This is a genomic window from Microbacterium sp. 18062 (genome assembly GCF_902706225.1).
Lineage (GTDB): Bacteria > Actinomycetota > Actinomycetes > Actinomycetales > Microbacteriaceae > Microbacterium.
Window position 1 is genome coordinate 1 of sequence record NZ_CACSKB010000038.1, and the last position, 22,082, is coordinate 22,082.

A 22,082-nucleotide genomic window follows, 5' to 3' on the forward strand; every position below is an offset into this window, starting at 1 on the left:
GAGACAGCATGTCAGCCTCCCCAAAGGCTTTCGACCCCCCGCCGCCCCCGGCGTGAGGTTGCTTCCAGTTCCCAGGGGGCTACCGTACCCCATCCGCGAGTCGGCCGTGTCGACGCACTTGAGTATTTTTCCTGTCCCCCTTTTGGCGGACAGACGATTTGGGGGTAGCGTCGCTTCTCGCCGGTCACGAGGTGGTGTTTTGGGGAATGCCGCGAAGCCTCGGACCGCGTGGCATTCGGGCTGTCTGGGGGCGTCCCGGTGCGAACGCAATGCCCTTCGTGCAGCGCGGCTCTCAAGGGTCGCGCTGCACGAAGGCATACGTCCCGGGAGCCCCGGCTCAGGTCGGGATCCGAGTGAACGTTTTACGACGAGGTCGTTCACAACGCCGCGAAGTTGTGGTTAGAATCGGCCACGTCAGCCACCGCGAGGTGGATGTGCGCCACCGAGGGGTCGGTGCCGCAACGGCTCTCCGATATGGGAATCGGAGGGCGGATCTGACGGGGGCAGCGGGAATCCGCTCGCTCTGGGGACACGCAGGCTGGGGCCTGCACCGAACGCAGGCGGGGGCCTGCACTGGGGAATCAGCGGGTTTCGACCCGCTCTGGGGAATCACGGGCTGGGGCCCGTATCTGGGGAAACTGGGGAACGTTCATGGGGACAGGACGTTGCACGTGCGCGTGCACCGATAAGGCCGTACGCGGCGGGGACGATTCGACGACGCGCAAGCGTGCGGTCGCGGAGACGTCGCGATGACGACGCTCTCGGTCGAGCAGCCGCCGCTCGCGGTCACGGCACCCGCGCCGCGACCGACACCGGAGCTGGAGCGCCGACAGCGCCACGACGCACGGCATCGACGCCGCGTCGCGATGGGCGATCTGTGCGCGATCGCCGCGGCGACCGGAGCGGCCGCCATCCTGCGGAGCACGGTGGCACCCCCCGACACGCACGCCGGTCCGGGGACGGCGATGGCTGTCCCCCTCGCGGTCGCACTCGTGTGGATGGTGCTGCTCGCGGCGCTGCGCACCCGCGACCCGGGGCTCGTCTTCGCGGGGAAGGCCGAGTATGCGCGAGTGGCACACGCCACCGCCCTCGCCTTCACCGTCCTGTCGGTCTGTTTCGTCGCGCTGCCGCTGCAGGGCGTGCGAACACAGCTGATCGGCGCGCTTCCCGCCGGACTCGGCGCGCTTCTTCTCAACCGCTGGATTCAGCGACAGCGGGTCGCCCGCCGGCGCCGGCTCGGGCTGTTCGCATCGCGAACACTCATCGTGGGTTCCCGCAACGACGTGGAGCACGTGGCCCGTGCCCTTCAACACGGCGGTCGGCTCGGTCACAACGTCGTGGGGACGACGTTGGATGGCGATACCGCCACCGAGCTGACCGTCGGCCCCATGACCTACCCGGTATGGGGCCCCGCCGTCCGCACGGCCCAGGCGGCCCGCGAGCTCGGAGCCGACACGGTCGTCGTGGCCGGCGCGCTCGAAGACCCGGACCTCATCCGCCGTCTGAGCTGGGAGCTCGAGGGGACCGCCGCGGAGCTGGTCCTCGCCACGCGATTGACGGATGTGGCGGCCGGCCGCATCTCGTTCCACCGTGCCGAGGGACTCGCCCTTGTGGCGGTCAGCATCCCGACGTTCGACGGCACGCGGCATCGCCTCAAGCGTGTGCTCGACGTCGTCATCTCCGGGCTCGCGCTGGTCCCGATCGCGCTCGTGACGCCGCTCATCGCCGCGCTCATCCTCCTCGACTCCCGAGGCGGCGTCTTCTTCCGCCAGCGCCGCGTCGGACGCGACGGACGCGAGTTCGACATCGTGAAGTTCCGCACGATGCGCGCCGGAGCCGAGACCGAGCGCGCGGCGCTCGCAATGAGCAACGAGGCATCCGGCGCGCTGTTCAAGATCCGGCGGGATCCGCGGGTCACCCGCGTGGGCGGATTCCTGCGCAGGTACTCGATCGACGAGCTGCCGCAGTTCTGGAACGTGCTGCGCGGCGACATGAGCGTCGTGGGCCCGAGGCCTCCGCTGCCGAGCGAGGTGCGCGACTACGACGGGGTGGCGTCCCGACGGCTGTACATCAAGCCCGGCATCACCGGCCCGTGGCAGGTGGGCGGCCGCAGCGACCTGACGTGGGAGCAGAGCGTGCGCCTCGACCTGCACTACGTCGAGAACTGGTCGGTGCTCAGCGACCTCGGCATCATCTGCCGCACGGCGCGAGCCGTCGTCAGCGCGAAGGGGGCGTACTGATGAGTCAGACAGTCCCGCCCTTCGTCGTCGCCGCACCTGCGCGGATCTCGGCCCCGCCGCGCAGCGCCGCGCCGACACCCGTCGCGACGCGTGTGCCCCTGGGCATCCCCGCCGCGACGCACTCCACGCTCGACGCGCTCCAGCTCGAGATCGCCGGCATCGCCGTCCACGTGCTCGACGAGTCCGGCGCGCTCGGCATCATCGCCGAGGCGGGCCGCCGGCACCCGGCGGCCCCGCTGGCGATCGCGTCCGTGAACCTCGATCACATCCACCACTTCGGGCGCCGGAACGGCGCGCGCGCCGGTACGACGCCGCGCCATGCGACGGTGCCCACGGGTGGCGGTGTTCGATGGCTGAACCTCATCGACGGCGCACCGATCGCGCAGCAGGTGCGACGGCGCACCGGAGCGCCTCATCCGCGCCTGGCCGGCAGCGATCTCATCGGCGGCGTCCTGGACGACGCCGCCGCGGGCGGGCTCACGGTCGCCGTGCTCGGCGGCGCACCGGAGCTGAGAGATGCCCTCACTCGCCGGCTGCGCGAGCGCTGGCCGTCCCTCCGGTACGCGGGCCACTGGACGCCCGCGCGCGAAGAGCTCGACTCGCCCGATCGCTGCGTCGCGATCGCCGCGGAGATACGTGAGACGGGTGCCGACATCGTCGTCGTGTGCCTCGGCAAGCCCCGGCAGGAGGACTGGATCGACGCATACGGCGTCGCCACCGGCGCAGGTGCGCTGCTGGCGTTCGGCGCGGTCGTCGACTTCCTCGCCGGGCGAGTCTCCCGTGCCCCGCGGTGGGTTTCCGCGGCGGGCATGGAATGGATGTGGCGGCTCATGCTCGAGCCACGGCGATTGGCGCGACGGTACCTCATCGAGGGACCCGCGGCCTACGTCGCCGTACGCCGCTCGTCGGCTCACCCCCGACGAGCATGAGTCGCCACTCAAGAGCGGGCACGGGCGGATGGCTCCCCCTCCTCCGTCCGTGTCCGCCCTCTTGCTCCCCGTCGTCGGCCCTCGGGCCGGCAGCGGGTCACGAGCCGTCGCCGGGAGATGCCGAGCGACCCGATGACAAGCCCGAGCCGTCAGCGGTCGGACTCGAGTGGACCGAACTCCTCCGACGCAGCAGCACCAGCACCAGCACCAGCCACGCGATACCCGAACCGAGCAGCGCACCGAGCACGTTGGCGACGACGTCGCGGATGCTCGCAAGCCGCGCCGGCAGCAGGAGCTGCACGAGCTCGGCCCCGGTCGACACGGCCAGCGCGACGAGCACACCGATCCAGGGCCGCGACCACAGCGCCGTCAGCAGAAACCCGAGCGGCACGAACAACACGACGTTCGCGGCGAACTCGACCCAGCCCGCGCCGAACTCCGTGAGTCCGAGCCCGTCCCTCACCACTCGCACGAGCAGGTCGACGGCGGCTCCCGCCGACAGCGGCGAGAGCAGCACGACGGCGGCCAGCACCAGATATGCCGCCAGCCCCCAGGACGCCCAACGGCGCCGCGCTCCGGTCATTCGCCCACTGTCCCACAACGGCACCATCGAGGCCAACACCGCCGGGTTCCTGCTGTCCGCCGCTCCGAGCGACGCGCCTGTGTGGCGCGACACCACCGGACAGTACACATACGGCGAGCTGCGCCAGGCGGTCGCCGCGGTCCGCGATCTGCTCGCGGTGCATCGGATGGAACCAGGATCACCCGTGGCACTGCTGGCGCCCAACGGGTTGTTCTGGATCGCCTCCTACCTGGCCGTGTTCGCCGCGGGCATGGTGGTGGTGCCGCTGCCCGCGACGATCGCGATCGACGAGGCGGCGGCACGGGCCGCCTGGGCAGGCTGCGCCGCGGCGATCCTCGGCCGCATCCCGCACTCCCGCTCGGAACCGTTCGTCCAGCGGGGCATCGCGGTGATCGGCGAGACCGCCTTCGATTCCACGTGGGACCGTCGCGGCCGCGCCCCGCTGCGCCTGGCTCCGGTCGACCCGGACCAGGATGCCGCGTACCTGTTCACGTCGGGCACGACAGGCGCCCCACGCGCGGTGCGCCTGACGCATCGCAACCTCCAGGCGAACACGACCTCGATCCTCGGGGCGGTGCCGATCGCATCCGACGACAGGATGCTGGTGCTCCTCCCTTTCAGCTATGTGTTCGGGGCGTCGCTCCTGCACACCCACCTCCGCGTCGGGGCCGGACTGGTGGGACATGCCACTGCGGCGTACCCGGAGACGACGGTGGCAGCGCTTGCGGCCCACGAATGCACAGGGCTCGCCGGCGTGCCGTCGGTGTTCACCGCGCTGGTGCGCAACAGCAGCTTCACCGAGCGCCCGCTGCCTCGGCTGCGCACGATCCAGCAGGCCGGCGGAGCACTGGCGACCAGCATCCTGCACGAGCTCGTCGCGGCCCAACCCCACGCACGGGTACATGTGATGTACGGGCAGACCGAGGCGACCGCGCGGCTGTCGTGCCTCTCCCCCGACGACCTGTCCGCACGGCCCGGGTCGATCGGCCGCGGCATCCCCGGTGTGACCCTGCGGGTCGTCGACGACGCCGGCGACGACGTGCCGCCGGGACAGGTCGGGCAGATCGTCGCCACCGGAGAGAACGTGTCGCCGGGATACCTCCATGATCCGGCGGCGAGCGCCGCGAAGATGTCCGAGGGCATACTGCACACCGGCGATCTGGCGCGGGTCGACGCCGAGGGCTTCCTGTACGTCGTCGACCGTGCGGAAGGCTTCATCAAGACCTGGGGGCACCGGGTCAGCGCAGCCGAGGTCGAGTCGGCCGTGATGCGGATGTCGGACATCGTGGCCGCGGCGGCGTTCGACGTGCCGGACGAGCGGGCGGGCGAGCGGATCGAGCTGGCGATCGTGGCGCGCGACGGCAGCGGGCTCGCCGAACGCGACGTGGCGGAGCACTGTCAGCGCGCATTGCCCGCGCACATGCGGCCCATGCGAGTCCACGTGCTCGGCGCGCTGCCGCTGAACGCGAACGGCAAGGTCGTCAAGCACGAGGTGCGCCGGCTGTGCGCCGAGCGGGAGGCCGCGGTGGTGCCCGGACGGCGGGACGAGCCGTGGTGACGGGCACCCGCCGCGGCGCGCTGATCGCGGCCGGCGCCGCGTTGGCTCTGGCTGCGGGCGCGGTGACCGCCATCTGGAGAGTGGAGAACCCGCCCATGGACGCCATCGACCGCACGCCTCCCACCGTCGCCGAGCTGGAGGCCGCGGCGCGGACCCGCGTGCTCTTCGGCCATCAGTCCGTCGGCGGGAACGTTCTGGACGGGGTGGACGCTCTGTATGAGGCGGAGGGCGTAGCGGCTCCCCCCGTCACGGAGGTGCACGCGGACGGCCGCGGCGCCCTCGACGACGACGCCTTCCTCGCTCACGCGCACGTCGGCGTCAACGGCGATCCCTTCACGAAGCTCGACGACCTCGCGCGGCTCGTCGACGGACCGCTGGGCGATGGTGTGGACCTCGCCCTGGTCAAGTTCTGCTACCTGGACGTGACGGCGCCGACCGACGTGCAGGCGCTGTTCGACGAGTACGTGCACGTGGTCGAGGGTCTCGAACGCCGCAAGCCCGGCATCCGGTTCCTGCACGCGACCGTGCCGCTGACAACCGATCGCAGCTGGCGCGCGAGTCTGAAGGCCGTGCTCGGCGACGACGACCAGGCCGGGCCCGCGGACAACATCGCCCGGTACCGCTACAACGAGCTGGTGCGCGAACGCTATGCGGACTCCGGGCGCCTGTTCGACATCGCGGCGGTGGAGGCGACCCTCGCTCAGCACCCCACGATCCGATCCGAGGACGGAGTCGAGTACTTCGTGCTCAACCGCGCGCTCGCCGCCGACGCAGGCCACCTGAACGAGCTCGGCTCGGCGGAGGCCGCCGCGGAGCTGGTTCGCGTCGTCGCCGCGAACGCGCCATGAGCGTGCACGGGATCGGAGTGGACCTCGCCTCGGTCGCGCGACTGGATCGATTGCGCGCACGCGACACGGCGTGGCGACGGTGGTTCAGCGCGGCCGAACGGATGCGGTGCGCCGAGGCGCCGCATCCCGACCGTCGCGCCGCGGAGATCTTCGCCGCCAAGGAGGCGACGTTCAAGGCGCTGGCGCTCGCCCCCTGGGACGGGCGGGTGCCGTGGGCCTGGATCGACACGGCTCCGATCGGCACCGGCCGGCTGGCCGTGCGGCTGTCGGGCCCCGTTGCCGCGGCAGCCGGCGACCGCCTTCACATCGAGGTCTCGGTCGCCTCCGACGAGCGAGTCGCCACCGCCTTCGCCATCGCCCTGGCCGATGACGCCGCCCCCGCCCGGGATGCCCGCTGACGAGAGCGGGCGGAGCCGCCTGCGGGCGCTCCGCGGGAGAGGGAGGACCCGGTCGCTGAGCGAGCGCAGCGAGACGAAGCGCGAGGACTTTCGGGTCAGCCGCATCCGTCGCATGTCTCACTTGAGCATCCGGATCACGCCGAAACCCTGCACAAGCGAGACACCGACCCCCGGAACCACCCACACCCTCGACCCCGTGTCTCACTTGTACAGCCGGAAACCCCGACCGACCTGCACAAGCGAGACACGAATCCGGGACGACCGCCGTCGGGAGACTTTCGGGTCAGCGTTCCGGGGGCGCCGTGCCCCGCGACACGGACTCGACGAGCTCCGGCGGCTCGTGGAGGTACGCGGTGCTTCGCCGCTTCTGCGCGATGTCGCGGTGCACGCGGAGCACCTGCTCCTCGGTCAGCCCCGTGGCGTCCGCGATCTCTGTCGTGGAGACGCCGTGTTCGAGCCCGTAGAGGCACAGATCCATGCGCGGGTACGGCAGTGAGAAGTAGAACTCCTCCTGCGACTGCGGCAGCGAGTACGTGTCGGTGGTCGAGGGACGCGCCCGGACGGAGGCGGGAACGCCGAGGTGCTCGGCCAGCGCGTACACCTGCGTCTTATAGAGATGTGCGATCGGTTTCACGTCGGCCGCGCCGTCGCCGAGCTTGACGAAGAACCCCTGGTCGTACTCCAGCCGGTTCGGAGTGCCGGCCACCAGGTGGTTCAGCCGGTCGGCGTGGCTGTACTCGACCATCTTGCGCACTCGCTGCTTGACGTTCGTCGCCGCCACGATCTCCAGGTACGCCTCGGTCGTGAGCCGGTGCGTCGACTGCATGCCGTCGGGTGTCTCCACGACCACCGAGTAGAGCCGGAACGCGTCGGAGTCTACGACGCTGGGCAACACGATCTTCGAGCGCCATCGGTCCCCGTAGTCGGGTACCACGCGCCGGATGGCGTCGTCGCGGCGGCGGTAGGCGCCCGTCGCGACGAGCACCGGGGTGATGTCCTCCACCGCGGAGTCGACCCCGAGCCAGTCGGTCACCTCCCGGCTCATCGCGAGCGTCTCGGCCGCCGACTCCGCCTCCGGCATGTGCAGGGCGAACACGCGATCGGCGCCGAAGGCGCGCACGCACAACGCCGCGACCACGCTGGAGTCGATGCCGCCGGAGACCCCCAGCACTGCCCCGCGGCGCCGGAACCGTCGCGCGTATCCCTGCAGTGACTCGACGATGCGCGCCACCTCCGCCGCGGCGTCCAGCCGCAGCACCTCCGGACCGAATCCCGTCATGCCGCCCTCTCCTCCTCCGTGCGCACCAGATCACGCACCGCCACGGGGACGAGCGGTGGCACCGTCTCCCGCGCCCCGAGGAGCCGGTGCGCCAGCAGCTGCGTCGACAGCACCGTGGCCAGCCGCATGTCGTCGGTGTTCCCCATGCCGCGGCCGCCCGCCGCACGGGCCTTGCGCACGAGCGCTGCGACCGCATCCGGACGGAACACGCCGGCGTCTGCCACCGCCGCGGCCGAGGTGACGTCGTCGAGCCAGTCGGGCGTGCGCCCCGCGAAGAAACGCGAGGCCTCGGGCGCGCGGTAGGGCTGCTTGGGACGGCGGCGGATCGTCTCGGGCACGAGATCGGCGAAGGCGCGCTTGAGCAGGTGCTTCTCGTCGAGCCCCAGGAGCTTCTGGCGGGCCGGGAACCGTGAGGCGAGCTCGACGACCTCGGGGTCCAGGAACGGGAAGCGTCCCTCGACCGAGCCGGCCATCAGCATCCGGTCTCCCTGCGAGGAGAGGATGTAGCCGGGCAGCAACGTCGTCAGCTCGAGCCACTGCGCGCGCGACAGCGAGTCCCACCCGGCGCCGATCCGTCCCAGCTCGCCGAGGAGCCGTTCCTCGCCCGTCTCGACGGATGCCTCCAGGCCCGGGACGAGCATCGAGGTCAGGGCACGGCCCGCGTCCCACCGGGGTCGATGCGAAAGGCCGGGGTCTCCTGGATCGGCGCCTCGGGCGAAGAACGCGCGGGCGAAAGCCGGAGCCTGCTGCGGCGCACGTCGCAGCCACGGGTAGAGCAACGCGAGCGCCTCGGCGCGCACCGGAGAGGCGGGGTCGCGCGCCATCAGCTCGCGCACGCGGAGCTCGCGGAAGACGTCGTACCCGGCGAGCACCTCGTCGGCACCCTCGCCGGTGACCACGACCGGGAAGCCGCGCTCGCGCGCCAGCCGCGACAGCAGCAGCATGGGGGCGGGTGCAGTGCGCGGCAACACGGTCTCGGCGTGCCACACCGCCTCGGGGAAGACCTCGGCGATGTCCTGCTCGGTGACCCGGAGCTCGTGGTGGACGGTGCCGAGGGACGCGGCCACCTGTGCCTGGTGGCGGCCCTCGTCGTAGTCGGCGTCGGAGAAGCGCACGGAGAAGGTGTGCAGCTCGGCGTCGGTGAACCGCGCGATGGCGCCCGCTGTGACGGCGGAGTCCAGACCGCCGGAGAGGTAGGCGCCCACCGGCACGTCGGCGCGCTCGAAGCGCAGCCGGGTCGCCCGCAAGACCGCCTCGCGCAGCATCCGTGCGTTCTCCTCGAGGTCCTGCAGCGGCTCCTGCCCGCGCTCGGGGAAGGTCGGCGCCCAGTAGGGATGCAGCTCCTCCCGCCCCTCGGACACGATCAGGCAGCAGCCCGGCGGCACCTGGCTCACCCCGGCGAACACGGTGCGCGGGGCGACCGCGGACCAGAGCACGAGCGCGTCGCGCACCCCCGCGGCATCCCACTCGCGCCGCACCCGGGGGTCGGCGAACAGCGCCTTCACCTCGGAGGCGAAGACGAGGTCGCCGTCGGCGCGCGCATAGAACAGCGGATGCACGCCCACCCGGTCGCGCGAGAGCACGAGCCGTCGGGTGCGGCGATCCCAGATCGCCAGGGCCCACTGTCCGTTGAACCGCTCGAAGCAGTGCACACCCCATTCCTCCCACGCGTGCACGATGACCTCGGTGTCGCTGCGCGTGCGGAAGACATGGCCGCGGGCGGCGAGCTCGGCCCGCAGCTCGGGATGGTTGTAGATCTCGCCGTTGAAGGTGACCCACACCGTCTCGTCCTCGTTCGCCATCGGCTGGACACCGCCGACGAGGTCGACGATCGCGAGCCGGGTGTGCCCGAGCAGCACGGTCTCGTCGCGGTAGTAGCCGGCGCCGTCGGGACCACGGTGGCCGAGCCGGCTCAGCATCGCCACGCCATGCTCGACCCTGGGCGGCGCACCCCGTGAGTACACGCCGCACACGCCGCACATCAGGCCACGCCGATCGCGACGAGCGTCCGGCGGATCGCCGCCTCGTCGCAGAGGTGCTCTGGCGAGAGGAGCACGTCGGGGATCAGCACGCAGAGCGCGTTCTCGAGGTGCACCGCGACACTCAGCGCGTCCGCGCCGTCGTCCGGCCCGTTGCCCACCAGCGCCAGTGCCTCACGCACCGCCGTATCCGCATCCGGTCGTGTCATGATCCCCCACAATCACGTGCCGCGATCCCCCCGATCGCGTGACGCCGCAGCTGATATAGTATGCGCTGCCCACGGGTTCCTCATACCTTTTGCGGGCCGCGTTCGGAAAAGGGGATTCGTCGTGGCGGAAGACGTACGCACGCGCATCGAGGGATTCATCCTCGATGCATTTCTGCTGGGCGACACATCGGGGCTGCCGGGTCCATCGGACTCTCTCATCGAGACCGGGGTGATCGACTCGACCGGGGTGCTCGAGCTGATCGAGTTCGTCGAGGGCGAGTTCGGCATCCGCGTCGAGGACGACGAGACCGTTCCCGACAATCTCGACTCCGTCGACAGCCTGGTCGCGTTCGTGCAGCGGAAGCTCGGCTGAGCGTGGCCGGCGGGTCGCGCACGGGACGCGGGCGGCTGTGAAGGGCGCGTTCGCGGGCGATCTGGCCCGGATGCTCGACGGCGTACCGCGTTCGTGGCGTGCCCGCCTCGGTTTCCTGTTGCTCAGCTCGGAGCTGCACTGCGTCGCCTGCTACCGTTTCGGCCGCTTCGCGCGCCGGATGGCAGCGCGGCATCGGCTGGTCGCCCTGCCGCTGGTGGTCGCGCATAGATTCTGGAATCGCCGGTGCACGCACGTGCACCACTGCGATGTCCACCGCCACGCCCGCATCGGCCCCGGCCTGGTGATCATGCACCGCACGGGCGTGCTGGTGGGGCCGGCGACCATCGGCCGGAACGCGACGCTCCACCAGAACGTGACGATCGGAATGCGGGTGGCGCGCAACGACCAAGGCACGCCCCGCATCGGCGACAACGTGTGGATCGGTCCGGGCGCGACGATCACCGGGGCGATCACGGTGGGTGACGATGTGACGGTGTCGGCCGGCACCGTGCTCTCCCGCGATGTGCCGGCACGGTCGCTGGTCGCCGGCAACCCCGGGCGCGTGATCGCGCGCGACTACGACAACAGCACGATCGTCAACGCCTCATAGGGGTAGACGACGGTTTACGGGCAGAGACCGTCCGCCGGCCTCAGGGATCGGGCTCTCCCGCGCCCGCCTCGTCGAACCCGTGTGCGTCGCACCTCGGCACAGACGGCGATGGCATCCGGCTGACGGAGCGGCTAGACTTCCCGGAACTGGGGAATGGCGGCCGCTGGCCGCCGCATCACGACCGCCTTCGGCGAGTCGTCGGACATGGGGGTGTCCATTGGGGAATCCGACTGTCAGCGCCGTCGAAGCATGGCGCGATACAGCACAACGTCCACCGGCGTACTTCGTGAGGACCGGGCGCGTCGAAGTCGCCGTCGTGGTGGTGACGTACCGCAATGCGGACGACATAGAAGGACTCGTCGCCGACCTGCGCCGTGAGGCGGGCGCGCACCGGTTGCGCGTCATCGTCGCCGACAACTCCTCACCCGACGGCACGCTCGCGGCCGCGCAACGTTATCCGGACGTGGTCGCGATCGCCACCGGAGGCAATCTGGGCTACGCGGGCGGCATCAACGCGGCCGCGTGTCACATCGGCGAGGCCGAGGCCGTGCTGGTGCTGAATCCCGATCTGCGGGTGACGCCCGGAGCGGTCGGCTCTCTGCTCGCACGGATGCGCGCCGACGCGGCGATCGGCGCCGTGGTGCCGTTGCTGCGCGACGACGACGGCACGGTGTACGAATCCCTCCGGCGTGAGCCGAGCCTGCTGCGCGCCACGGCCGACGCCCTGTTCGGGCGGCGCTGGCGGACCAGGCCGGCGGTGCTGTCGGAATATGTGCGCGAGGAGTCCGCGTACCGTTGCACCCACCGCATCGATTGGGCGACCGGCGCCGCGCTGCTGGTCCGCGCAGAAGCGGCCGCCGCTGCCGGCGAGTGGGACGACCGCTTCTTCCTCTACTCCGAGGAGACCGACTACCAGCGTCGGCTCCGCGACGCCGGCTGGCACATCTGGTTCGAGCCCGATGCCGTGATGACGCACCGCCGAGGCGGATCGGGCGCGTCCGCCGACCTCGTGGCCCTCACGATCGTCAACCGGGTGCGCTACATCGAGAAGCATCGTCCCCGATCGGCAGCGGCCTTTCGCGCTGCGGTGATGGTCGGGGAAGAGCTCCGGCGCGATCCGACGCACGCACGCGCCCGCTGGGCGCTGCGGCGGCGCGCCCGCTGGCAGCATCTGCCGACCGCGCAATCCGACCCGCTCCCCCTTGAGCTCTTCCCGACGGCATCCGTCGTCGTCCCTGCGCACGACGAGGCGAGCACGATCGCGCGCACGCTCCAACCGCTCGCACCACTGGCGCAGGCGGGCCGGCTGGAGATCGTCGTCGTGTGCAACGGATGTCACGACGACACGGCTGCGCGCGCACGCGCCTTCGAGGGCATCCAGGTCGTCGAGACGCCTGTCGCATCGAAGGCGCACGCCCTCGATCTGGGCGACGAGCACGCCACGCGGTGGCCGCGCGTGTATCTCGACGCCGATATCGTCGCCACGCCGCGGGCGCTCGAACCCGTGCTGCGCGCGCTGACGGATGGCCGCGCGCTCGCCGGTCGTCCCGCATTCCGGACGGTGCTCGACGGCGCCTCGGCTCCAGTGCGCGCCTACCACCGAGCGCGGGCACGGATGCCGCAGGCTTCCTCCGCGCTCTGGGGCGCGGGCGTCTACGCGCTCAGCCGTGAGGGCCACGACCGGCTGGGACGCTTCCCGGCCGTGACCGCCGACGACCTCTACGTCGACCGCCTGTTCTCAGCCGAAGAGAAGGCCCTTCCGGATGGCGAGCCGGTGGAGGTGCGTCCGCCGCGCGACGCCGCGGCCATGCTGCGCGTGCTCGCACGTGCGCGGCGGGGGCCCGCCGAGCAGGACGTGGACACCGGCGCATCGACCTTGCGCGAGTTGGCGCGGACGATCCGCGGCCCGCTGTCGGCGCTGGACGCCGCGGCGTACGCGGGCTTCGCACTCATCGGACGGTGGCGCGGCGAGCGCGCGGCGCAGCGCGGCCGACGCGACTGGGAGCGCGATGATTCCTCGCGCGTCGCCGGCGGCTCGGCGGGCCCAGGGAGCGGAGACGTAGCGACGGATACCGCATCCGTCGATCACGTGCTGCTCACCCGGTTCAACCTGCCGACCCCCGGACCGGAGAGCCTCGTCCGCTCCCGCGAGGGATGGTTGCGCGAGCGGATCGAGCTGTTCGAGCGGTACACCGTGCCCTCGGTGCGCAGGCAGACGGTGCAGCGCTTTCGGTGGATCGTGTATCTCGATCCGCAGAGTCCGGAGTGGCTGATCGAGCGACTGACCCCCTTCATACGTGACGGGGTGTTCACCCCGCTGTACCGCGAAGCCGTGTCCTGGCAGGATGTCGCCGCCGACGCGCGCACGATCACCGGGGCCGCGGGGTCGGTGCTGCTGACGACGAACCTCGACAACGACGATGCGATCGCCGACGACTTCGTGGAGCGGCTGCAACGCCTCGCCGTACAGCGACCACACGCGGCGATCTTCCTCGGACGGGGGCTGATCATGCAGGGGAATGCTCTCTACCTGCGCCGCGACGACGAGAACGCCTTCTGCAGCGTCGCCGAGTCATGGCAGGCGCCGGGAACGGCGTGGCGCGACTGGCACACGCTGCTGCGCGAACATCTCCCGGTCGTGGTCGATCGGGGCTCTCCCGCATGGCTGCAGGTCGTGCACGGCGGGAACGTCAGCAACCGTGTGCGCGGCAGGAGAGTGAACCCGACGCCCTACCGGCAGGCGTTCGGCGGATTGCTCGACGGGCTGCCTGTTCCGGCGCCGGTCACGGTCGTCCGCGACCAGCTGGTGACGTCGCCGCTGCGCGCCGCGAGAGAGGTGGCGCGTCGGTCGGCGAAGCAGGCCGTGTTGCGCGTCGCCGGCAAGGACGCTCTCGACCGGATCAAGAGTCGGCTCGCCGAAAGACGGAGGTCGGCATGACCGTGCCTTCGGCCTCGGCCTTACGGCCGACGGCGCAGGATCAGATCGAGCACGAGCGCCACCACGACCGTGAGGCCGCCGCCGAGCAGCGCGATGCCGCCGAGCGCGCGCGCCCGGTCCGGTCCGACGTACGACACCTCCGGCGACGCGGGGCTCGCGTACCAGGCGATGCGCTGGTCGGCGACGACGCCCTGCGCGTCCTGCAGCTCGTCCATCCTGGTGACGATCTCGTCGGTGAGGGCAAGCACACGCTCTTCGACCTGGGCGGACGTGGGCGCCACCACATCGATGATGAGCGTCGGCCGGTTGAAGTTCGGCGACCACTGTCCGCCGTAGTTCGGCACGTAGACTACCGCGCCATCGCGGATCCCCGAGCCGTACAGCGGCGTGTCCGCGACGGCGAACAGCTGGCCTGTCTGCGCTCCGGGCAGCGATTCCTCGACGAGCTTCGCGAAGCCGACGAGCGACGCGGCGCTGTCGGTGAAGGTGTTGCCTGCGACGGCCCAGCCGGCCGGCGGGGTGAGCGTGATCGAGGTGCGGGCGGTGTACACACCGACCGCCTGGAACGCGACCACAACGGCGACGCAGGTGGCGATCGCGCCCACGAGCAGCACGTACCAACGCCGCCCGAGGGCGCGAAGAAGCTGAGCAAGGGTCATGGTCTGCCGTCACGGTCGGGCGATCCGCCAGTCTAACCGGTCCCGCGCACACTCCGGGACACACGACCAGTTCGACGTATTCGGCTGAAAGGGGAGCCATGTATTTCAGTGACCTGCTGCGCGGACTGTTGCGCCGCTGGTATGTCATCGTCGCCGGTTTGCTGCTGGCCGGCGGCGGCGCCTACCTCGTGTTCGACGCGGTGCCCGTCCGCTACGAGGCGAACGCGACGATGATGCTGCTGCCGCCCGAGGAAAGCCTCGGCGTGGAGGGCAGCAATCCCTATCTCATCCTCGGCGGCATGGGTCAGGCGCTGGCCGTGCTCACCACGCGACTGAACGCTCCCGTCACCCGGGACGCTCTTCTCGGCGACGACGATGAGACCGACTACGGCGTGACCGCCGACACCACCACCGGAGCGCCGTTCCTCGAGATCACGACCCAGACAGTCACCGAACACGACGCGCTCGCCGTGATCGCCGAGGTGCAGGAGGCGGCACGCGCCGAGCTGGAGCGCATGCAGGTCGAGTTGGAGATACCTGCGGAATCCATCATCGGCATCATGGATGTCGCTGCCGACATCGAGGCGACGAGACTCTCCTCGACGAGGATGCAGCTGACACTCGCGACGGCGACGGTCGGCGCCGTGCTCACGATCGTCGTCGCCGCCGTCGCAGATGGTCTCCTGGCCGTACGCCGACGCCGCCGTGTCGCGGCGAACGCGCCGACTCCGCGCGAGCGCGAAGCCTACGAGCCGCTGGCGGCCACAGAGGTGCTCGCCCAGGACGAGTCGACGCAGAAGGGCTGGAGCATGCGCAAGACATCGCGTCGACGAAGCCGCGTCGACGAAGCCCGCGAGAACGACGCCGACGAGCATGACGTATCCGACGGCAGTGACATCGATGCAGAGCATCGGGCCGGAGAACACGGCGGGTGGGCGGATGTCGCCGACGAGCACGAGCCGGCGATCGAAACCGCGCAGACGCACCAAGCGGAACAAGACACAGAGGGGCATGAGCAGGAACACGAGCAGGACGCACAAGAGGACGACGAGGTGAACGAGTCGGGCGAACAGGAACGTTCCTCCTCCATCGGTACGCAGCCGGGCAGCGGTGTCATCGGAGCGCCGCGGCGATGACCGACGTCAGGACCACCCGGAGCGATGAGCCGGTCCGCACCACCTACGACGCAGTCGAGTTGACCGAGCAGGGCACGCCGAGGAGAGGCTTCGACGCGGCGACGGCACTCACCGTCTACGTCGCCCTGCTGATCCTGATCCCCTCGGACCGGGTTGTCCCGGGGCTCGGGAATCTGGGGGCGCCCGCCGTGCTGTGGGGGTTCGCCTGCTTCCTCTGGTGGGTCTGGCATGTGCTGTCCCGACGCGAGTCCGACCGTTTGCGGCGGCCGTCGCCGGTGACGATCGCTGCGCTCGCGTTCGTCGGGACAGTGCTGCTGAGCTATGTGTTCGCGATGCTGAGGGCGGTCCCCGCCGACGAGGTCCTTCCCGCCGATCGTGGACTGCTGCGGATGATCTCCTTCCTCGGCGTCGTGCTGGTGGCTGCCGACGGCATCCGCTCGTTCTCGCGCCTCATCGTCCTGCTCAAACGGATCGTCGTGCTCGCCGGGTTCGTCGCGCTCGTCGGCGTCCTCGAGTTCGCGACGGACACCCCCATCGGCAATGCGATCACGATTCCAGGGCTGAGCGGCTCCGGGGATGCGTCGCTCCAGGTGCGCGGCGAGTTCGTGCGCCCCACCGCGACCGCGGCGCATGCGCTGGAGTACGCCACCATGCTGTCGGTGGCCTTTCCGATCGCGCTCATGCTCGCGCTCCGCAGCCGCGGCCGCACCCGCGCGACCATGTTCGTGTGCGCGGCCCTGATCGGTATGGCCCTGCTGCTGGCGGGATCGAGATCGGCGATCCTGGGCCTGGTGATCGGGGTGATTCCGCTGCTCGCCGTGCTCGGCGGGCGAGAGCGCCTCATGGCGCTCTTCGGCGGCATCGCCGCGGTCGTCGCGGTCTACGTGACCGTGCCCGGGATGCTCGGCACGCTGCGCAACATGTTCCAGTCCGCAGGCTCGGACACCAGCGTGCTCTCACGCACCGAGAGTCTGGACGTGTTTGGCATGCTGCTGCCGGTGAGCCCCTGGGTGGGCCGGGGCCTGGGCACTTTGCTGCCCCGATACCAGATCTTCGACAACCAGTTCCTGCTGCTGGTGCTGGAGCTCGGAGTGATCGGCGCCCTCGGATTCGTCGCCTTGTACGCCGTCGCGATCGTGTGTGTGGCCGCGTGCCGCACCGCTCCCCCGACGATCGCCGGAATCGCCGCCGCGCTCGCGGCCGGATGCCTCGTCGCCGTGTCGCTCTCCGCCTTCTTCGACTCGTTCTCGTTCCCCAAGGCGTTCGGTCTGCTCGCCCTCGCGCCCGGTCTCTGTGCCGCCGTCTGGGGTATCGCGCAGAGCCTGCCGGCGCAGTTCTCTCGCCCGGGCGTCCCAGAAAGCAGGATCTCATGACCCCCGATCTCGGAACCGCATCGGCTGCCGTCCCCCTCGACTATGCGATCGTCGTAGCCACGCGCAACCGTCTCGACATGTTGAAGGTCTCCCTTCCGCTGCTGCTCGCACAGAGCAGGCCGGCAGGCAGGATCGTGGTCGTCGATCACAGCGACGACCACGCAGCCGTGCGGAAACACTGCCTGTCGCTGGCCACGACCTCGATGATTCCGCTCGAGGTACACCACGGTCGGCAGGCAAATCTGCCCAGCCAGCGCAACCAGGGGCTGACACGAGTCCGTGAGGCGGTTGTCGCCTTTCCCGACGACGACTCGCTCTGGTTCCCTGATACGGCGGCTCAGCTCATGGCAGTGTACGAAGCCGACCGGAATGGATGCTACGGCGCCGTCTCCGCCACCGAGGTGCACGTCCCGCCCCGGGAAGCCGCCCCCGAGCGTCCCCCGCGTGAGGGACACGCCAAGGATCATCCGGCGATCATGCGCATCCGCAACCGGGTCGAGGCGACCATCGTCCCGCAGCCCTTCAACCTCTTCGGAGCCGAGCGCATCGATGCGCTCGGCTCCGTGGCGGCGACCGATGGGTTGTCGTATCCGCTCGTCGAGACGATCGGCGGCTACCTCATGAGCTTCCGCACTGAGGTGGCATCCGGGATCGCCTTCGACGAGTTGCTCGGTTCACGAATCGGCTATGCGACGCATGAGGACAAGGACCTCGGGTTGCGAGTACTCGCCGCCGGGAAGCTCATCGCCGCAGCACCCGACGCACACGTGTTCCACAACGCCGCCCCTGGGCGACGAGCGGACGGCTTCGACTACGGGTTCTTCCACATCCTCAACTACATGTACGCGTGCTACAAGACGGTCGCAGCGTCGCCTCGGGCGCGACGAGCGATCCCGCGGTATCTCCGGTACAAGGTCTTCCTCTACTCGCTGCGCCGCGCCGACCCCCATGGGCGAGATATCCATCGCGGAGCGCAGGCTGCGCTCACCGCACTGCCGGAGATGGCCTCGGCCTCACCCGGGTCGCTCGCTGAGCGGTATACGGCGATCTGCGACCGCAACGGCATAGGTGCTGCCAGAAAGACGGGAGGAAAGATCCGATGAACGGCAGGATCAGGTCTTTCGTCCGCCGCATCCGGAACAAGTCACCGCGTCAGCTGGCACAGTACGCGGCAGCTCGGCTGTTCGAAGCGACCAAGGCCGATGAGCGGGGATTCCCCCTGCTATCCCAGGACGTGGCCGACTCGACTCGGCTGAGCGCGCCCCGGCTGACGCCGCAGCAGCCGAACGCGCGGCCGCGCATCGCGTGGGTGACTCATCCGCCCAGCCCCGGCTCGGGCGGACACACCACGCTGTTCCGCATGGTCGCCGCGGCCGCTGCGTCCGGCTATGACAACACGCTGCTCCTCTATAACCGTCACGCCGGCGACATCCGCGATCACGCCGAGGTTATCCGCCACGCCTGGCCGTGGCTGGATGCCGCGGTCGAAGAAGCGCCTGCCGCCATCCGCGGTTACGACGCGCTCGTCGCGTCCAGCTGGTCGACCGCGCACGTCATCGCGAGCCGCGCCAGCGAAGGGCGACGACTCTACTTCATCCAGGACTACGAGCCCTTTTTCAGCCCGCGCGGCTCGGAATACGCCTACGCGGAGGACTCCTACCGGCTCGGCTTCCGCAATCTCGCCCTCGGCGGCATGGTCCATGCGCTGTTGCGCGACGAGTTGGGGGTCGGAAGCGACCTCATCCCCTTCGGCGCCGACACCAGCGCCTACGTGTTCGCCGGCGAGTCCGGACAGCGCCGGGGTGTGGGCTGGTATGCGAGACGCCGCAACGATCGACGCGGTTACGACCACGCCGTGCGCGCGCTGACGCTGTTCCATCGACAGTGTCCGGCCGAGCCGATCCACATCTATGGTGATGTCATAGGCGACACCCCCTTCCCCGCGGTGAACCACGGCAGCCTTTCGCCCGTTGAGCTCAACGCCCTCTACAACTCGGTCGTCGCCGGTCTCGCTCTGTCGTTCACGAATGTGTCCCTCGTGCCAGAGGAGATGCTCGCGGCGGGTGCGATCCCCGTGGTGAACGAGGACAGATACGCGCGGATGGTGCTCGACAATCCGCACGCCGTGTGGGCGCGGGCGACGCCCGGCGCATTGGCCGACGCGTTGGCCGCGGTGATCGGGCGTCCCGACCGGGACTCCCGCGCTGCCACCGCGGCGGCGAGCGTCGCAGGACGATCGTGGGCCGCAGCCGGGGCCGCAGTGCTGCGCGCCATCGCCGAGGAGATCGGCCCCGCTCCCGCTGAGAGACGCGCGGATCATGCGATGTGAGCGACGACCCGCTGCGGCCGCACGCCTGATCGCGGCCGTCAGCGCCCGGTTCTTCGGAGCGCTCGCGTTCGCCCTCGATCTGCTGCCGCCGCGGTGGCGGTACGGTCACGCTCGCCGTGTGACGACTGCTCTGTTCCGCGCCTCCATACGGTCGGTGCAAGAGACACGGCGGACAGGGCTCGACGCTCCGGGCCCACCGCTGCCCGAGTCGAAGGCCGAGCTGACCTGCGCGATCCTCTGTGCGCGTCTCGATGTCGGCGGCATCGGCTCGGTCGTCGAGATCCTCGCGCTCCGATTGTCGGCCCACGGCATCCGCGCGATCATCGTGTGCGACGGTGACGACGACGGCACACGCGCACGCCGTCTCCGCGAGCGCGGTGTCGAGGTGCACGCGGCCACGGACATACGTTCAGCGGCGGACGCTCTCTCTCGCGCGCAACCAGATGTGATCCAGCTCCACTACGTGGCTCCGCCGTACCTGGAACGAGTTGCGATCCACAGCGGCGTGCCGGTCGTTGCGGTCCTGCACAACACCGAGATCCACTATTCGAAGGAGAGATGGCGCGAGTTCTCCGCACAGCTTTCCGGTCTGGCCGACGCAGTGGCAGTGAGCGAGACGGTCCGCGAGTTCCACTCCCGGCACGTGCCGCCGGAGCTGCGGAGCCGGATTGCCGTGATTCCGAACGGTGTGCCTCCGCACTCGACGGCGGACGCCGGGCAGCGTACAGCAGCACGGCGGATGCTCGGGGAAGCCCTTGCCTGCGATCTGGAGGAGGACATCGTGTTCCTCTGCCTCGGTCGCTACGATCCGCAGAAGAACGTGGCTGGCACCGTCGCGTCTTTTCTCCGAGCGCTCGATGAAGGATGCGACGGGTCGGTGCGGCTCGTGTTCGCGGGCGAACCGTCTGACTGGGTGGAGTTCCGGCGAGCCGACGCGATCCGCCGCGCCCATCTCCGCGGTGACCGCATTCATCTGCTCGGAAACTCAGATGCCGGCGTGCTCCTGGACGCCGCAGACTCCTTCCTCATGAATTCCTTCTTCGAGGGTTGGCCGGTGGCGGCGACCGAAGCGCTGGCAGCCGGGCTTCCGCTGCTGCTCAGCGATTCGGGTGGTGCCCGCGAGCTCGTCGCGAGACGGCCCGAGCGTTCGATCCTCGTCTCCAACGCCTGCGGCGACCCGGCGACTGTCAGCGATGCGAGCGTGCGAGCGGCACGCCGCCGATCGCACCATCAGTCCAACAGCGCAGCCCTCGCAACCGCGATCGAGAAGACCGCCTTCCGTCTTCGGGATCGACGCGGAGAACACGACGGTATCGCTGCGCACGACGCCGGAGCAGACGGCTGCATCGCCGAGATGGTCGCTGCGCACGCAGCCGCGCTACGCGCTGCGGCCAAGCGAACCAGCGCGTAGCACCTCGGTGTCTGCGGTCGCCGCGGCCTGCGGTCGCCACCGCGCCCGACGCCCGACGAGCGCGGCGAGCTTTGGGAGCTCTCCGCCGAGGTCGCCGACCCACGCACGCAGCCTGTACGATTTCAGCGCCTGGTCGTACACGCCGGCGAGCCTGCGCGCCATCGCGTCGAGCCCGAAGTTCTCGGCCGCGAACGCACGCCCGAACCGCCCGAGTCGCTCACGGCGTGCCGGAGCGTCGATGAGCGATCGCAAGACGGACGCCTGCACCTGCGCCGCATGCTCCTGCACGTCAGGGTTCCAGAAGTTGCGGTGGAACAGGCTCTCCGCGTTCTCGGGTCCGAACACCTCCGTCGTCCCCCACTCCCCGTGCACGACGACGGGCGTCTCGAAGGCGAGCGAGCGGGCGGCGGAGTTCCCCATCCCCAAGGCGATGTCGGCGGCCGCGTATGCCGGTCGGGGATCGTGCATCGCGCCGATGAATCGCACCATCTCACGGCCCGCACGTCGATTGATCTCGTCGCCGAGGGCGCGCAAGCGAGGTTCCTCCGTGCCTGTCCCGACGACCACGAGCGCGGCGTCGGTATCGGCCAGGTGCTCCATCGCTCGGACGCCCGTCTCGACGGCGAATCCTTTGAGGTACTGGTCGAGGCGGGAGACGATGACGATGAGCGGCCGGTCGCCCAGCGCTCCGAGCTGGTCGCGGAACGGTGCGGCGAGCCCCGGGTCCGGCGAGTCCGCCGCCAGGTCGACCGGAGGACTGATGAACGAGGTGGGCCCCGGCCTGCCTGCCAACTCGTCGCGATGGTAGCCGGTGCCGACGATGAGGGAGTTGTGGCGGTAGACGCTCGGATCGACGACTGTCTCGTAGGCGGTCTGCACGAAGGGCAGCCGCCCGAACCGGCACGGTCCCCAGTAGGCGTTGCGCGCGCCTCCCCAGGTGCCGTAGAGGTGGACGAGGTCGGCGCCGATCGCATCGGCGCGTTCCCGGAGCTCGCGGGCGGCGCCGGACGCCACCGTGGCGGGAGGGCGGAAGCCGTGCAGCTCCACCCCGCGGGCCGCTGCGACCTCCCGCAGGTCCGCGCCGGATGCGGGCAACGAGTCCAGCGGACCGTAGAGAATACTGCGGTAGCCGTGCCGTGCGACCGCGCGGGCCAGGTCGACGGCGTTGATCTGCGTCCCTCCCAGCGCGAGGCTGTTCACCTGGACGAGGACGGTCTTCTCGGCGCTCAC

19 protein-coding genes are annotated in these 22,082 nt (G+C 70.4%); 13 read left to right on the forward strand and 6 right to left on the reverse strand.

Features of this window, described 5'->3' with window-relative positions:
• Window positions 1-749: 749 nt before the first annotated feature.
• Both GVL03_RS13650 and GVL03_RS13655 read left to right on the forward strand, forming a co-directional pair.
• A complete protein-coding gene (locus tag GVL03_RS13650) occupies window positions 750-2,240 on the forward strand; it encodes a sugar transferase (protein ID WP_159501559.1) in 1,491 nt (496 codons plus the stop codon).
• Window positions 2,240-3,169, forward strand: a complete 930-nt coding sequence (locus GVL03_RS13655) for a WecB/TagA/CpsF family glycosyltransferase (RefSeq protein WP_159501560.1) — start codon at window positions 2,240-2,242, stop codon at window positions 3,167-3,169. Before GVL03_RS13650 ends, GVL03_RS13655 begins: the two co-directional genes overlap by 1 nt.
• A 97-nt stretch (window positions 3,170-3,266) precedes the next feature.
• Here GVL03_RS13655 and GVL03_RS13660 read toward each other — a convergent pair whose 3' ends face one another.
• Window positions 3,267-3,752, reverse strand: a complete 486-nt coding sequence (locus tag GVL03_RS13660) for a VanZ family protein (RefSeq protein ID WP_159501561.1) — start codon at window positions 3,750-3,752, stop codon at window positions 3,267-3,269.
• A gap of 79 nt (window positions 3,753-3,831) precedes the next feature.
• Here GVL03_RS13660 and GVL03_RS13665 point away from each other — a divergent pair, with 79 nt between their 5' ends.
• From GVL03_RS13665 to GVL03_RS13675, 3 genes are read left to right on the forward strand one after another with little or no spacing between them, the layout of a single operon-like run.
• Window positions 3,832-5,310 (forward strand): AMP-binding protein, encoded by a 1,479-nt coding sequence (locus tag GVL03_RS13665; RefSeq protein ID WP_159501562.1) that lies wholly within the window; start codon window positions 3,832-3,834, stop codon window positions 5,308-5,310.
• Window positions 5,307-6,158 carry a hypothetical protein gene (locus GVL03_RS13670; RefSeq protein WP_159501563.1) on the forward strand — a complete coding sequence of 284 codons (852 nt, stop codon included), beginning with the start codon at window positions 5,307-5,309 and terminating at the stop codon, window positions 6,156-6,158. The genes GVL03_RS13665 and GVL03_RS13670 overlap by 4 nt, the downstream gene beginning before the upstream one ends.
• Window positions 6,155-6,556, forward strand: coding sequence for a 4'-phosphopantetheinyl transferase superfamily protein (locus GVL03_RS13675; protein ID WP_159501564.1), 402 nt, complete (start codon window positions 6,155-6,157; stop codon window positions 6,554-6,556). Before GVL03_RS13670 ends, GVL03_RS13675 begins: the two co-directional genes overlap by 4 nt.
• A gap of 283 nt (window positions 6,557-6,839) precedes the next feature.
• Here the strand turns inward: GVL03_RS13675 and nadE are convergent, their stop codons facing one another.
• From nadE to GVL03_RS13690, 3 genes are read right to left on the reverse strand one after another with little or no spacing between them, the layout of a single operon-like run.
• Entirely contained in the window at window positions 6,840-7,835 is a 996-nt protein-coding gene (gene nadE, locus GVL03_RS13680; RefSeq protein ID WP_159501565.1) for an NAD(+) synthase, read from the reverse strand.
• Window positions 7,832-9,817 (reverse strand): asparagine synthase (glutamine-hydrolyzing), encoded by a 1,986-nt coding sequence (gene asnB / locus GVL03_RS13685; protein ID WP_159501566.1) that lies wholly within the window; start codon window positions 9,815-9,817, stop codon window positions 7,832-7,834. The genes nadE and asnB overlap by 4 nt, the downstream gene beginning before the upstream one ends.
• The gene (locus GVL03_RS13690; RefSeq protein WP_159501567.1) at window positions 9,817-9,996 is read right to left on the reverse strand and encodes a hypothetical protein; all 180 of its coding nucleotides are present in this window, start codon (window positions 9,994-9,996) and stop codon (window positions 9,817-9,819) included. The genes asnB and GVL03_RS13690 overlap by 1 nt, the downstream gene beginning before the upstream one ends.
• A gap of 148 nt (window positions 9,997-10,144) precedes the next feature.
• Here GVL03_RS13690 and GVL03_RS13695 point away from each other — a divergent pair, with 148 nt between their 5' ends.
• The 3 genes from GVL03_RS13695 (at window position 10,145) to GVL03_RS22350 (ending at window position 13,944) form a co-directional block, all read left to right on the forward strand.
• Complete coding sequence (locus tag GVL03_RS13695; RefSeq protein WP_159501568.1) at window positions 10,145-10,396, forward strand: acyl carrier protein; 252 nt, start codon at window positions 10,145-10,147, stop codon at window positions 10,394-10,396.
• A 37-nt stretch (window positions 10,397-10,433) separates the two neighbouring features.
• Entirely contained in the window at window positions 10,434-11,006 is a 573-nt protein-coding gene (locus GVL03_RS13700; RefSeq protein WP_200847182.1) for a serine O-acetyltransferase, read from the forward strand.
• 286 nt (window positions 11,007-11,292) lie between these two features.
• On the forward strand, window positions 11,293-13,944 hold the full coding sequence (locus GVL03_RS22350; RefSeq protein ID WP_235038169.1) for a glycosyltransferase: 2,652 nt from the start codon (window positions 11,293-11,295) through the stop codon (window positions 13,942-13,944).
• 20 nt (window positions 13,945-13,964) lie between these two features.
• On the opposite strand, the gene GVL03_RS13720 is transcribed toward GVL03_RS22350, so the two are convergent.
• Window positions 13,965-14,603 carry a Wzz/FepE/Etk N-terminal domain-containing protein gene (locus tag GVL03_RS13720; RefSeq protein ID WP_159501569.1) on the reverse strand — a complete coding sequence of 213 codons (639 nt, stop codon included), beginning with the start codon at window positions 14,601-14,603 and terminating at the stop codon, window positions 13,965-13,967.
• A gap of 98 nt (window positions 14,604-14,701) precedes the next feature.
• On the opposite strand from GVL03_RS13720, the gene GVL03_RS13725 reads away from it, so the two are divergent.
• The 5 genes from GVL03_RS13725 to GVL03_RS13745 are packed head-to-tail and all read left to right on the forward strand — an operon-like array spanning window position 14,702 to window position 20,852.
• On the forward strand, window positions 14,702-15,739 hold the full coding sequence (locus tag GVL03_RS13725; RefSeq protein WP_159501570.1) for a hypothetical protein: 1,038 nt from the start codon (window positions 14,702-14,704) through the stop codon (window positions 15,737-15,739).
• Entirely contained in the window at window positions 15,736-17,112 is a 1,377-nt protein-coding gene (locus GVL03_RS13730) for an O-antigen ligase (protein ID WP_159501571.1), read from the forward strand. The genes GVL03_RS13725 and GVL03_RS13730 overlap by 4 nt, the downstream gene beginning before the upstream one ends.
• Complete coding sequence (locus tag GVL03_RS13735; RefSeq protein ID WP_159501572.1) at window positions 17,109-18,215, forward strand: glycosyltransferase family 2 protein; 1,107 nt, start codon at window positions 17,109-17,111, stop codon at window positions 18,213-18,215. The genes GVL03_RS13730 and GVL03_RS13735 overlap by 4 nt, the downstream gene beginning before the upstream one ends.
• The gene (locus tag GVL03_RS13740; RefSeq protein WP_159501573.1) at window positions 18,212-19,441 is read left to right on the forward strand and encodes a glycosyltransferase family 1 protein; all 1,230 of its coding nucleotides are present in this window, start codon (window positions 18,212-18,214) and stop codon (window positions 19,439-19,441) included. The genes GVL03_RS13735 and GVL03_RS13740 overlap by 4 nt, the downstream gene beginning before the upstream one ends.
• The gene (locus tag GVL03_RS13745) at window positions 19,431-20,852 is read left to right on the forward strand and encodes a glycosyltransferase (RefSeq protein ID WP_159501574.1); all 1,422 of its coding nucleotides are present in this window, start codon (window positions 19,431-19,433) and stop codon (window positions 20,850-20,852) included. The genes GVL03_RS13740 and GVL03_RS13745 overlap by 11 nt, the downstream gene beginning before the upstream one ends.
• Here GVL03_RS13745 and GVL03_RS13750 read toward each other — a convergent pair.
• On the reverse strand, window positions 20,820-22,082 hold the full coding sequence (locus tag GVL03_RS13750) for a glycosyltransferase family 4 protein (RefSeq protein WP_159501575.1): 1,263 nt from the start codon (window positions 22,080-22,082) through the stop codon (window positions 20,820-20,822). The two genes, GVL03_RS13745 and GVL03_RS13750, sit on opposite strands and share 33 nt — an antisense overlap.